Origin of the sequence: Pseudomonas sp. FBF18 (assembly GCF_024261405.1) — a bacterium.
GTDB lineage: Bacteria > Pseudomonadota > Gammaproteobacteria > Pseudomonadales > Pseudomonadaceae > Aquipseudomonas > Aquipseudomonas palmensis.
Genome location: NZ_QKRS01000015.1, coordinates 14,099 through 26,725 on the forward strand (window position 1 = coordinate 14,099; position 12,627 = coordinate 26,725).

Consider the following 12,627-nt stretch of genomic DNA (forward strand, 5'->3'; position numbering starts at 1 on the left):
GAAGGCAATATCGAACTAGAATCAGGCCTGCACACTCAGATGCGCATGTGCCTTACCTACCCTGCTCAGGAGCTTGTCCAAATGGCTGCACTGCAACCTGTCACCCTCACCGCCATCCGCACCCACCAGGCCTCCCTGGTAGCCGAATGGCTGGCCGGGCTGGACGCGTCGGGTGCCACGCGCAACCTCAAGGCCGACGACCTCAAGCGCCAGACCGAAGAGTTTCTCGACCTGCTGCACGCCGGCCTGCAGAACGGCGATGCCAGCAACCTCAACGCCGGTGCCTGGGACGAGGTGCGCCTGTTCCTGGAAAAGCTCTCCCATAGCCGCGCCCTGCTCGGCCAGGACTCGCAGCAGACCGCCACCTTCATCTTCTCCCTCAAGGGCCCGCTGTTCGCCCTGCTGCAGCGCGAATACAGCGAGCAGCCGGCGCAACTGGCCAACCAGCTGCTGCAGGTGTCCGAACTGCTCGATGCCCTGGGCCTGCACACCATCCGCACCTTCCAGAAATCCCGCGAGGCGGTGATCAAGCGCCAGCAGGAAGAACTGCTGGAGCTGTCCACCCCGGTGGTCAAGCTGTGGGACGGCGTACTCGCACTGCCGATGATCGGCACCCTGGACTCGCAACGCACCCAGGTGGTGATGGAATCGCTGCTGCAGCGCATCGTCGACACCGGCTCTGAAATCGCCATCATCGACATCACCGGTGTGCCCACCGTCGATACCCTGGTGGCCCAGCACCTGCTCAAGACCGTGACCGCCATCCGCCTGATGGGCGCCGACTGCATCATCAGCGGTGTACGCCCGCAGATCGCCCAGACCATCGTGCACCTGGGCCTGGACCTGCAGGGCGTGGTGACCAAGGCCAACCTGGCCGACGCCCTGAAGCTGGCCCTGCATCGCCTGGGCCTGTCCGTCGCCAAGGCGGGCTGAAGCCATGGAGCGCATCCCGATTCTGCAAATCGGCGAATTCCTGCTGGTGACCATCCAGGTCGACATGCATGACCAGCTGGCCATGACCCTGCAGGACGACCTGTCCGAGCGCATCAGCGCGACCTCGGCCAAGGGCGTGCTGATCGACATCTCGGCGCTGGACATGGTCGACTCCTTCATTGGCCGCATGATCGGCACCATCTCCGGGGTGTCGCGCATCATGGACACGCAGACCGTGCTGGTGGGCATGCAGCCGGCCGTGGCGATCACCCTGGTCGAACTGGGCCTGACCCTGCCCGGCGTGCGTACCGCGCTCAACGCCGAGCGCGGCATGCGCCTGCTCAACAACTCGGCTGCACCGCAATGAGCGCCGAGCAAAGCGGCACCCAGCCCATCCTGCTGGAGCAGGATGTGGTACGTGCACGGCAACTGGCGCGCACCCTGGCCCAGGGCTGCGGCATGAGCCTGATCAACCTGACCAAGCTGGTCACGGCGGTCAGCGAGCTGGCCCGCAACGCCGTGGTGTATGGCGGCGGTGGCCACATGGACTGGCAGGTGGTCGAGAAGGACCATCGCAAGGGCCTGCGCCTGACCTTTCGCGACGAAGGGCCGGGCATCCCCGACATCAAGCTGGCCATGACCGATGGCTGGACCAGCGGCGGCGGCCTGGGCCTGGGCCTGACCGGGGCCAAGCGCCTGGTGGACGAGTTCGAACTGGATACCGCCCCCGGGGCCGGCACGCGCGTGACGATTCTGCGATGGGCCTGAGTATCCTGGGCAGCCTGACCCAGGTGCTGCCGATAGAAGACGAGAGCCAGGTCGGTCATGCCCGGCGCTGCGTGCAACGCCTGGCCGAACAGCAGGGTTTCGATGCCACCGACGCCGGGCGCGCCGCACTGCTGGCCACCGAGCTTGCGAGCAACTTGCTCAAGCATGCCGGGCGCGGTGAACTGCACCTGCGGGTGCTGCCCAACAGCAGCTACAGCGGGCTGGAACTGATCGCCATCGACCGTGGTGCAGGCTTCGACCTGCACCACTGCCTGGCCGACGGGTTCTCCACCGGCGGTACCCAGGGCATCGGCCTGGGCGCGATCAAGCGCCTGGCCGATGTGTTCGATGTGTACGCCGACAGCCGTGGCGCCGCCGTGCTGGCGCGCCTGTACCCGCGCAGCAGCGCGGCCTGCGACCTGCGCTGGGGCGCCAGCCAGCACAGCCTGCATCACGACCCGGCCTGTGGCGATGCCTGGTACCTGGCCTACGACGGCCAGCGCATCAGTGCCCTGGTGGTTGACGGGCTGGGCCACGGCGAGCTCGCCGAACGGGCCGCCCACGCCGGCACCCAGGCCTTTGCCCAGGCCCCGTTCGCCGACCCCGCGCAGGTGCTCGAGGCGATGCACGTCAACATGCAGGGCACCCGTGGCGGCGCCGCGGCCTTCGCCCAGTACGACAACGGCGCGCTGCGTTTCAGCGGCGTCGGCAACATCGGCGCGCACCTGCTCGCACCCGGTAGCAGTCGTGGCCTGGCCTCGCACCCGGGTATCGTCGGCGGGCAATTCCGTCGCGTGCGCCCCTTTGACTATGCTGATGTGCATGCCAACCTGCTGGTGCTCTACAGCGACGGGCTGCAATCGCGCTGGGACCTGCAGCAGTATCCTGGCCTCATGCATCAGCACCCGGCACTGATCGCCGCCGTGCTGCATCGCGACTTCTGCCGAGGCCGCGATGATGTCACCGTGCTGGTTGTTGCCCTGGAGACCCTAAGTGGCTGATTCCCCTACCCTTGCCGACACCGAGGCGCAGGCGCTGATCGCGCGGCTGCGTGAAGAGGGCGACGCCCTGCGCGCCGAACTCGAAGAAACCAACCAGGGCGTGCTGGCCCTGTATGCCGAGCTGGATATCCAGGCCGAGCAACTGCGCCAGGCCTCGGACCTCAAGAGCCGCTTCCTGTCGTACATGAGCCACGAGTTTCGCACGCCGCTGGGTTCGATCCTGAGCATCGCCCGCCTGCTCAGCGACGAGCTGGACGGCCCGCTGAGCCCCGAGCAGCACAAGCAGGTGACCTTCGTCAGCAATTCGGCGCGCGAACTGAGCGACATGGTCGACGACCTGCTCGACCTGGCCAAGATCGAGGCCGGGCGCATCACCATCTCGCCGGCCTGGTTCGACATGCTCGACCTGTTCGCGGCCCTGCGCGGCATGTTCCGGCCGATCGTCGATGCCTCGGCGGTCGACCTGATCTTCGAAGAGCCCCAGGGCCTGCCGCGCCTGTACAGCGACGACAAGAAGCTGGCGCAGATCCTGCGCAACTTCATTTCCAACGCGCTGAAATTCACCGCCCGTGGCGAAGTGCGGGTATCGTCGCAACTGGAAGACGACGGCCAGATCCGCTTTGCGGTGCACGACACCGGCATCGGCATTCCGGGCGAGCTGCACGACACGCTGTTCGAGGACTTCGCACAGATCGACTCGCCGCTGCAGAAGCGCCTGCGTGGCACCGGCCTGGGCCTGTCGCTGTGCAAGCGCTTCGCGGCGCTGCTGGGTGGCCGGGTCGGGGTCGAGAGTACACCCGGGGTCGGTTCGACCTTCTACGTAGTGATCCCCTTGGCGCTGGCCCAGGAGCCTGGTGATGAAGCCTGACATCCGCCTGCTGATCGTCGACGACAACATCGTCACCCGCTATGCCCTGCGCCGGCGCCTGGAATGCCATGGCTACCGCATCGACGAGGCCGGCACCGGTGGCGAGGGCCTGGAGCTGATTGCCAGCCAGACCTACGACGCGCTGATCCTGGATGTACACCTGCCGGACATGAGCGGCTTCGATATCGTGCGCATCCTGCGCGCCACCCCGGCCACCGCGTTGCTGCCGGTGATCCACGTATCGGCGGCCGCCATCGGTACCGGCGACATCATCACCGGGCTGGACGCCGGGGCCGACGCCTACCTGATCCACCCGGTCGACCCCGAGGTGTTGCTGGCCACCCTGCGCACGCTGCTGCGGGTACGCGACACCGAGCAGGCGCTGCGCGAGAGCGAGGCGCGCTTTCGCGAGATCTTCGTCAGCACCGCCGCGCCCATCGCGCTGCTGGGCACCGGGCTCAAGGTGCACGAATGCAACCAGGCGTTCGCCCAGCTGATCCAGGACAACCTGAGCCCCGACACCCTGGTCGAGTGCTTTGCCGACGACCAGCAGCCGGTGATCGACGAACTGCTGCGCAGGCTCGGCACCCGGGACCGCTGGAAGGGCCTGCTGCACATGCGCGTCAACGGCCAACTGCGCGAGACCCAGTGGCAGGTGTCGCCCTACCGCAGCGGCGAGTCGAGCCTGATCTTCGTCGAGGACGTGACCGAACAGCGCCACCGCGAACGCACCCAGCGCGCCGAACTGGACAGCGCGACCACCCTGCTGGCCCAGGAAGTGGCCGAGCGCGCCCGTACCGAGGCGCAGTTGCTGCAGGTGCAGAAGATGGACGCACTGGGCAAGCTTACCGGCGGCATCGCCCATGACTTCAACAACATGCTCACCGGCATCATCACCAGCCTGGAGCTGATCAAGAAACGCATCGAGCAGGGCCGCGTCGACAAGGTGCAGTCCTACGCCGACGCTGCACTGGGCGCCGCCATGGGGGCCGCCACCCTGACCCACCGCCTGCTCGCCTTTGCCCGCCAGCAACCGCTGGACCCCCGCCCGGCCGACATCAACCAGCACATCCGCTCGCTGGAGGAACTGCTGCGACGCACCATCGGCGAACACATCAGCCTGCACCTGAACCTGAGCGAGCACCTCAGCGTGGCCCTGGTAGACCCGATCCAGCTGGAGAACGCCGTGCTCAACCTGGTGATCAACGCGCGCGACGCGCTGCCCCAGGGTGGCAACATCTGGATCAGCACCTACGCGGCGCACACCCAGGACGACCTCAAGCTGGCCGATGGCGCCTACGTGGCATTGTCGGTGCGCGACGACGGCAGCGGCATCGCCCCCGAGGTGATCGGCAAGGTCTTCGACCCGTTCTTCACCACCAAGCCCATCGGCCAGGGCACCGGGCTGGGGCTGTCGACCATCTACGGCTTCGCCCGCCAGTCGGCCGGCGACGTGCAGATCCGCAGCACCGGCGGGCGCGGTACCGAAGTGACGCTGCTGCTGCCGGCCAGCCAGAGCCCGCTGTTGAGCATCACCGAACCCACACCCGACACCGTGATCAGTACCGCCGGCGAGCATGTGCTGGTGGTGGAGGACATGTCGGTGGTGCGCAGTTTCGTCTGCGAGGTGCTGACCGATGCCGGGTACCGCTGCACCCCGGCGCCGGACGTCGAAAGCGCCCTGCAGAAACTGCATGCCGACCCGAGCATCGCCCTGCTGCTCAGCGACGTGGGCCTGCCGCACATGAACGGGCGCGAGCTGGCCAATGTCGCGCGCATGCTGCGCCCGAGCCTGCCGGTGCTGTTCATGACCGGCTACGCCGAGAACGCCATCGACCGGCAGCATTTTCTCGGTGAGCGCATGGACATCGTCACCAAGCCGTTCCAGATCCACGAACTGCTGGACAAGGTTCGGCGCAGCCTCGACGCCTGAGCCGCCTCAGCCCAGGGCCCGGGCCAGAAACGGCGCGGTACGGCTGTGGGCACTGGCCGCCACCTGCTGCGGCGTGCCGCAGGCCACCAGCGTGCCGCCCTGGTCCCCCGCCCCCGGGCCGATGTCGATCACCCAGTCGCTCTGGGCCACCACGCGCATGTCGTGCTCCACCACGATCACCGTATGCCCGGCATCCACCAGGCGCCCCAGTTGCAGCATCAGCCGGTCGATATCCTGCGGGTGCAGGCCGTTGGTGGGTTCGTCGAGCACATACAGGGTGGCCCCGCGGGCCATGCGCTGCAGTTCGGTGGCCAGCTTGATGCGCTGCGCCTCACCGCCCGACAGCTCGGTGGCCGGCTGGCCCAGGCGCAGGTAGCCCAGCCCGATTTCGTGCAGCACCGCCAGGGCACGCTGCACCGCCGGCTGCTGCTCGAACACCGCCAGCGCCTGGGTCACCGTCAGTTGCAGCACCTGGGCGATGTTCAGGCCCTGCCAGGTGACCGTCAGGGTCTGCGGGTTGTAGCGGGCGCCATGGCAGGTGGGGCACGGTGCGTAGACGCTGGGCATGAACAGCAGCTCGACGCTGACAAAGCCTTCGCCTTCGCAGGTTTCGCAACGGCCCTTGGCCACGTTGAACGAGAAGCGCCCGGCATCGAAGCCCTGTTCGCGGGCCGCATCGGTGGCGGCGAACAGTTTGCGCACGTGGTCGAACAGGCCGGTGTAGGTCGCAAGGTTCGAGCGCGGGGTACGGCCGATGGGCTTCTGGTCCACCTGCACCAGCCGGCGGATGTGCTCCAGGCCCGCCGTGACCTGGCCGCCGCTGGCCTGCGCCACGTCATCCTCCAGGCTCTGCTCCTGGGGCTCGCTGGGCGCAGTGGCCTGGCCCAGGTGCGCGCCCACCAGCTCCAGCAGCGCCTGGCTGACCAGGCTGGACTTGCCCGAGCCGGAAATCCCGGTGACGGCCGTGAAGCACCCAAGGGGGAAGGCCGCATCGAGGTTGTGCAGGTTGTTGCGCGTCACGCCCTCCAGGCGCAGCCAGCCGCCGGGTTCACGCGGGGTGCGCGGCACGGCGGCCTGGGCGTCGAACAGGTAGTTGCGGGTCTGCGAGGCCTCGACCTCGGCCAACCCGGCCGGGGGCCCGCTGTACAGCACCTGGCCGCCCTGCTCGCCCGCCGCCGGGCCCACGTCCACCAGCCAGTCGGCGCGGCGCATGGTGTCCAGGTCGTGCTCGACCACGAACACCGAATTGCCCGCGGCCTTGAGGCGCAGCAGGGCCTCGTACAGCGCCTCGCCATCGGCCGGGTGCAGGCCGGCCGAGGGTTCGTCCAGTACATAGATCACCCCGAACAGCTGCGAGTTGAGCTGGGTGGCCAGGCGCAGGCGCTGCAGCTCGCCCGAGGACAGGGTCGGCGTGCTGCGCTCCAGGGCCAGGTAACCCAGGCCCAGGTCGATCAGGGTGGCCACCCGTTCGAGCAGGTCCTGGGCGATGCGCTGCGCGGCCAGGCGTTTTTCCAGCGAGAGGTTGGGCGTGTGGCGCACGTCCGGGCCGCCGGCATGGGCGTTGTCGCCCCTGGCCGCGCGCTGCTGGCGGGCGTCACGGGTTTGCGCGTGGGTCAGCACCGCACCCTGCTCGTCGCCATGCTCGACATAGGTGGCGCTGGCCACCGGCTTGAGCACCTCGGCCAGCTGCAGCAAGGGCAACTGCGCCAGCTCGGCAATGTCCAGCCCGGCGAAGGTCACGGTCAGGGCCTCGCGCTTGAGCCGCTTGCCCGCGCACAACGGGCAGGCGCTGGCCCGCATGAACTGGCTGACGCGCTTGCGCATCAGCGCGCTCTGCGAATGGGTGAAGGTGTGCAGCACATAGCGCCGCGCGCCGCTGAAGGTGCCCTGATAGCTGGGTTCGAGCTTGCGCTTGAGGGCGTCGCGGGTCTGGGCCGGGGTCATGCCGGCATACACCGGCACAGTGGGGGTCTCTTCGGTGAACAGGATCCAGTCGCGCTGCTGCTGGGGCAGGTCGCGCCACGGAATGTCGACGTCATAGCCCAGGGTCACGAGGATGTCGCGCTGGTTCTGGCCCTGCCACGCCAGCGGCCACGAGGCCACCGCACGCTCGCGGATGGTCAGCGACGGGTCGGGCACCATCGAGGCCTCGTCCACCTCGTAGACCCGGCCCAGGCCGTGGCACTCGGGGCATGCGCCCTGGGGCGTATTGGGCGAGAAGTCCTCGGCATACAGCATCGGCTGGCCGTCCGGGTAACTGCCGGCGCGCGAATAGAGCATGCGGATCAGGCTCGACAGCGTGGTCACGCTGCCCACGGAGGAGCGCGCGCTGGGGGTGCCGCGCTGCTGTTGCAGGGCCACCGCCGGCGGCAGGCCTTCGATGGCGTCCACATCCGGCACCCCGACCTGGTCGATCAGGCGTCGCGCATAGGGCGCCACCGACTCGAAATAGCGGCGCTGGGCCTCGGCATACAGGGTCGAGAACGCCAGCGACGACTTGCCCGAGCCGGACACGCCGGTGAATACCACCAGCGCATCGCGGGGGATGTCCACATCCACGTTCTTCAGGTTGTGTTCGCGCGCGCCGCGCACCTTGACCATGCCGGCCGGGCCGGCATGGGGCGTGGTGGATCGAGGTGAATTCATGGTCGGACCTTGGTCGGCGAGGGTCTGGAATTGGAGCGGCGTGCGCGGCGGATCGTTCCACCGCCGCCCAGGGGCCTCAGCTCAGCGCGGCCCGCAGGCGTTGACGCAGGCGCGAGCCGAACACGTTGATCAGCAACCCCACCATCACCAGCACCCCACCCCAGCATTGCAGGGTACTCAGGCGCTCACCCAGCAGCAACGCCGAGGAGCTCAGCCCCACCACTGGCACCAGCAGCGAAAACGGTGCGACCTTGCCCGCCGGGTAGCGCGACAGCAGGCCGCTCCACAGGCTGTAGCCGAGCATGGTGGCGATGAAGGCCAGGTACGCCAGGGCCAGGATCGAGTTCAGGCCGATGCCGCGCAGCGAGCTTTCGATCAGCGCCGGCCCTTCGAGCCACCACGACAGGGCGAAGAATGGCAACGGCGGAATCAGCGCGCCCCAGATCACCAGCGCCACCAGGTCGATGTTGCCGAAGCGGCGCGTGATGATGTTGCCCATGGCCCAGCATGCGGCGGCGCACAGGGTCAGCACCAGCGCCAAAAATGGCACGTGGCTGCCGTTCTCGCTGCCGATCAGCGCCAGGCCCCCGGCGGCCACCAGCAGCCCCAGCAGGCTGGCGGCGCGCAGCCGCTCACCGAGAAACATCGCGGCAAAGAACAGCGTGAAGAAGGCCTGCGACTGCAGCACCAGCGACGCCAGGCCCGGCGGCATGCCGTTGCCCATGGCCTCGAACAGAAAGGCGAACTGGCCCAGCGAGATGGTGGTGCCGTAGGCCAGCAACCAGCGCCACGGCAGTTGCGGGCGCTTGATGAAGAAGATCGCCGGAAACAGCACCAGCACGAAGCGCAGGCCACCCAGCAGCATGGGCGGCAGGCCGTCGAGGCCGACCTTGATCACCACGAAATTCAGGCCCCAGGCGACGATCACCACCAGCGCCAGCAACAGGTCCTTTAACGGCATTCTGCCCTCACCAATTTGTAATATTTCGAAACAGCATATCCTTATTCCCGGGTTCAGTTATACCCGTCGGCGGCGCATGCCTGTGTGACCAGCAGCTGCCCGGCAGCCCACACCACAAAAAACGCCGCACAACCTGCAGAACCATCGTATAAATACCGGCCCGGTGCCTAACGCCCGTCCTGCCAGAGGCCAGTCTCCATGCCCCTCAAACCCTTCTGCGGTGCCAAACTCGCCCTGCTGTTCCACGACCACCTGCTGACCTACAAGCGCGACGTGAAAAGCACCATCCCCTTCCCCGGCTGCTGGGACTTTGCCGGCGGGGGGCGCGAAGGTGATGAGACCCCGGTCGAATGCGCGCTGCGCGAGCTGGACGAAGAGTTCGCCCTGCGCCTGCCCCCCGAACGCATCGAATGGCGCCGCAACTACCCCAGCCTGGCCAGACCCGGCTGGGAGTCCTGGTTTCTGGTGGGGCACATCACGCAGGGGGAAATCGATGCCATCGAATTTGGCGACGAAGGCCAGTACTGGCAGATGATGCCGATCAGCGATTACCTGAAACACGCTGAAGGTGTGTGGTATCTGCAGGATCGGCTGCGGGACTATCTGGCGCAGGCCAGTTGAACCCGTTGGGTGGCGAACCACCCGGCAGGAACGGATTGCGCCGGCGCAAGGGCCGGCGCGGCGGGTACTTACATGTGGCTGTGGTCGTGCATCGAGTGCTCGCCGTGACCGTCGGTGGCGGTCAGCGAACGCACCGGGGCGTCGACCTTGATCGACTCCTTCTGACCCTTGGCGTCTTCGACGATCAGGGTCAGCGGCACCGTGTCGCCTTCCTTCACCTGCTTGACCAGGCCCATCAGCATCACGTGGTAGCCATTGGTGTCGAGCACCACCGGCTTGCCGGCGGGCAGGTCCAGCGCCTTGACTTCACTCATGCTCATCACATCGTTGTGCATCTGCATCTGGTGCACTTGCACGGTCTTGGCCACCGGCGACTCGACGCCCACCAGCTTGCTGTCGGTGCTGGCAGTGAGGGTCATGAACGCACCGGTCGACTGCTGCTGCGGCACGCTGGCGCGCACCCAGGGCTCGCCCACGGTGGTCTGGGCAACGGCGGGCAGCGCCGCACCGAACAGGGACAGCAACGCCATCGCGCCAAGCGCGTGTTTCACGGGAGAACGCATTAACAAACCTCCATTACGGTAAGCAGGTCTTCGGTGCATTCCCTGGCATTGAGGGAATGCGAGAGGCCAAGGCGCAGCACGCCACGCGAGTCGAACACGTAGCTGGTCGAGCTGTGGGAAATGGTATAGGTGTCGCCGGCCGGCACCTTCTCGTAGAACACGCCGAATTCCTTGGCCACTGCGGCCGTCTCTTCCAGGGTACCGGACAGCGCCACGAACGAGGGATCGAAGGCCTTGACGTAGGCGTCCAGCACTTCGGGGGTGTCGCGCTCGGGGTCCAGGCTGATGAACACCACCTGCAGGAAGTCGGCGTCGCGGCCCATCAGCTTCTTGATCTGCACCGCGCGGGCCAGGGTGGTGGGGCACACCGCCGGGCATTGGGTGAAGCCGAAGAACACCATCGGCATCGAGCCCTGGAAGCTCGACAGGGTCATCACGTTGCCTTGCGGGTCCTTGAGCTTGAAGGTGCGGCCGAGGATCTTGTTGCTCAGGTCCTTGCCGTATTTGAAGTCCAGCGCGCCGGAGTTGTTGCAACCTGCCAGGGCACCGAGGCCGAGCAGGCCGAGCCCGGCGATCACCGTGCGCCGGGTCAGTAAATCGTTCATGTAACCATCCTTTTGGGAAGGTGCCGGCCCCGAGAGCGGGAGCCTTGTGCAAGGGTTTTGCGAGGCGGCATTTTGTCACGCAGGGTCGACGGGTTCCAGCGCGCAGCGCCAGATGGGTGCGGTCTGATGTCGCAGCATGGCAGTCAAGATTGTAAGGAAGATTTACCGAGCAAATAGAAATGTTATACAGTAACCATTCAATTCGCCCCCTCTGCCTGCGACCTTTCAATGACTAGCGCTACTGCCCTCCCCGCCGCCAGCAAACCGAGCCAACGCCTGCTGTCCATCGATGCCCTCAGGGGCCTGGTGATCCTGTTCATGCTGCTGGACCACGTGCGCGAAACCTTCTTCCTGCACCGCCAGGTGAGCGACCCGATGGCCATCGACAGCACCGAACCTGCGCTGTTCGTCAGCCGTACGCTGGCCCACCTGTGCGCCCCGGTGTTCGTGCTGCTGACCGGTCTGTCGGCCTGGCTGTATGGCCAGAAGCACCAGGGCCGGGGCGATGTGTCGGCCTTTCTGTTCAAGCGCGGGCTGTTTCTGGTGGTGCTGGAGTTCACCCTGGTGAACATCGCCTGGACCTTCCAGCTGCCACCCAGCGTGATCTACCTGCAGGTGATCTGGGCCATCGGCATCAGCATGATCGCCCTGGCGGCCCTGGTGTGGTTGCCGCGCCCGCTGTTGCTGGTGCTGGGCGCCGCGATCGTGGCCGGTCACAACCTGCTCGACGGCCTGCACTTTGCGCAGGGCTCTGCGCTGCACGTGCCGTGGGCGATCCTGCATGACCGCGGCTGGCTCGAGTTCTCCGACAGCCTGCGCCTGCGTACCTCGTACCCGGTGCTGCCGTGGGTCGGGGTGATCGCGCTGGGCTACGGCCTGGGCCCCTGGTTCGCCCACTCGATGCCGGCCGCCACGCGCCAGCGCCGTCTGCTGCTGGCAGGCCTGGCAACCCTGCTCGGCTTTGTCGCCCTGCGCCTGCTCAACGGCTACGGCGAGGCGCCATGGACGGTTCAGGCCGATACCGCGCACACCCTGATGAGCTTCTTCAACATCACCAAGTACCCGCCCTCGCTGCTGTTCCTGGCCCTGACCCTGGGGGCTGGCCTGCTGTTGCTGCTGGGCCTGGAGCGCGCCGGGCAGCGCCGGTGGATCAGCACCCTGGCGGTGTTCGGCGCCGCACCGATGTTCTTCTACCTGCTGCACCTGTATGTGCTGAAAGTGGCGTACCTGGCCTGCGTTGCACTGCTGGGCCTGAACCAGGGCAATTACTTCGGCTTCGATGGTATCTGGGCGGTGTGGCTGACCGCCGTGCTGCTGGCCGTGGCGCTGTTCCCGCCGGTGCGCTGGTTTGCCGCGTTCAAGGCCCGCCGTCGCGACATTGCCTGGCTCAAGTACCTCTGAGGCTGGCGGGGTTTTGTTTCCCTGCGGGCGGCGTGATCGACTACCATGCCGCCCGCCGGTTTCCACACGGAATCAATAGGGAATCCGAGACGCCACTGCATGGCGTCAAACGGAACTGCCCCCGCAACTGTAAGTGCCGAGCCTGCTCCTGAAATGCCACTGGGTGACCCCCGGGAAGGCCGGAGCCAGGTGACGACGCACCAGTCAGGAGACCTGCCGGCACAGCAACAATCACTAACCGGCGGGGTGTCCGGGGAGTACATCTGTGCCGCGAGCGCCCCGCGCGCCGAACGGCCTTGCCCTGCCCTCGCGGCAGCGCCTGTCGAT

At 67.0% G+C, this 12,627-nt stretch carries 12 protein-coding genes and 1 riboswitch; of the genes, 8 read left to right on the forward strand and 4 right to left on the reverse strand.

What is annotated here, in order from left to right:
* Positions 1-81 precede the first annotated feature (81 nt).
* The 6 genes from DN387_RS20335 to DN387_RS20360 are packed head-to-tail and all read left to right on the forward strand — an operon-like array spanning position 82 to position 5,503.
* Positions 82-933, forward strand: a complete 852-nt coding sequence (locus tag DN387_RS20335; protein ID WP_054915144.1) for an STAS domain-containing protein — start codon at positions 82-84, stop codon at positions 931-933.
* A gap of 4 nt (positions 934-937) precedes the next feature.
* The gene (locus DN387_RS20340; protein ID WP_043861203.1) at positions 938-1,300 is read left to right on the forward strand and encodes an STAS domain-containing protein; all 363 of its coding nucleotides are present in this window, start codon (positions 938-940) and stop codon (positions 1,298-1,300) included.
* Positions 1,297-1,701: an anti-sigma regulatory factor gene (locus DN387_RS20345; RefSeq protein ID WP_043861202.1), complete on the forward strand. Its 405-nt coding sequence runs from the start codon at positions 1,297-1,299 to the stop codon at positions 1,699-1,701. The genes DN387_RS20340 and DN387_RS20345 overlap by 4 nt, the downstream gene beginning before the upstream one ends.
* Positions 1,692-2,702 (forward strand): ATP-binding protein, encoded by a 1,011-nt coding sequence (locus DN387_RS20350; protein ID WP_177332949.1) that lies wholly within the window; start codon positions 1,692-1,694, stop codon positions 2,700-2,702. Before DN387_RS20345 ends, DN387_RS20350 begins: the two co-directional genes overlap by 10 nt.
* The gene (locus DN387_RS20355) at positions 2,695-3,570 is read left to right on the forward strand and encodes a sensor histidine kinase KdpD (protein WP_043861201.1); all 876 of its coding nucleotides are present in this window, start codon (positions 2,695-2,697) and stop codon (positions 3,568-3,570) included. Before DN387_RS20350 ends, DN387_RS20355 begins: the two co-directional genes overlap by 8 nt.
* Positions 3,560-5,503: a response regulator gene (locus tag DN387_RS20360; RefSeq protein ID WP_054915145.1), complete on the forward strand. Its 1,944-nt coding sequence runs from the start codon at positions 3,560-3,562 to the stop codon at positions 5,501-5,503. Before DN387_RS20355 ends, DN387_RS20360 begins: the two co-directional genes overlap by 11 nt.
* Positions 5,504-5,509: 6 nt before the next feature.
* Here the strand turns inward: DN387_RS20360 and DN387_RS20365 are convergent, their stop codons facing one another.
* Entirely contained in the window at positions 5,510-8,149 is a 2,640-nt protein-coding gene (locus DN387_RS20365; RefSeq protein ID WP_236172013.1) for an excinuclease ABC subunit UvrA, read from the reverse strand.
* Positions 8,150-8,225: 76 nt separating this feature from the next.
* On the reverse strand, positions 8,226-9,110 hold the full coding sequence (locus DN387_RS20370; protein WP_054915147.1) for an EamA family transporter: 885 nt from the start codon (positions 9,108-9,110) through the stop codon (positions 8,226-8,228).
* 198 nt (positions 9,111-9,308) lie between these two features.
* Between DN387_RS20370 and DN387_RS20375 the strand changes: the two genes are divergently transcribed.
* Positions 9,309-9,731: an NUDIX hydrolase gene (locus DN387_RS20375; protein WP_043861197.1), complete on the forward strand. Its 423-nt coding sequence runs from the start codon at positions 9,309-9,311 to the stop codon at positions 9,729-9,731.
* A 68-nt stretch (positions 9,732-9,799) separates the two neighbouring features.
* Here the strand turns inward: DN387_RS20375 and DN387_RS20380 are convergent, their stop codons facing one another.
* Together DN387_RS20380 and DN387_RS20385 are read right to left on the reverse strand one after the other, a co-directional pair.
* Positions 9,800-10,294 carry a copper chaperone PCu(A)C gene (locus tag DN387_RS20380; RefSeq protein ID WP_043861196.1) on the reverse strand — a complete coding sequence of 165 codons (495 nt, stop codon included), beginning with the start codon at positions 10,292-10,294 and terminating at the stop codon, positions 9,800-9,802.
* On the reverse strand, positions 10,294-10,899 hold the full coding sequence (locus DN387_RS20385) for an SCO family protein (RefSeq protein ID WP_054915148.1): 606 nt from the start codon (positions 10,897-10,899) through the stop codon (positions 10,294-10,296). The genes DN387_RS20380 and DN387_RS20385 overlap by 1 nt, the downstream gene beginning before the upstream one ends.
* 228 nt (positions 10,900-11,127) lie before the next feature.
* Here DN387_RS20385 and DN387_RS20390 point away from each other — a divergent pair, with 228 nt between their 5' ends.
* On the forward strand, positions 11,128-12,300 hold the full coding sequence (locus DN387_RS20390) for a DUF1624 domain-containing protein (RefSeq protein WP_054915149.1): 1,173 nt from the start codon (positions 11,128-11,130) through the stop codon (positions 12,298-12,300).
* 39 nt (positions 12,301-12,339) lie between these two features.
* Positions 12,340-12,536, forward strand: a riboswitch (cobalamin riboswitch).
* The last annotated feature ends 91 nt before the right edge of the window (positions 12,537-12,627 follow it).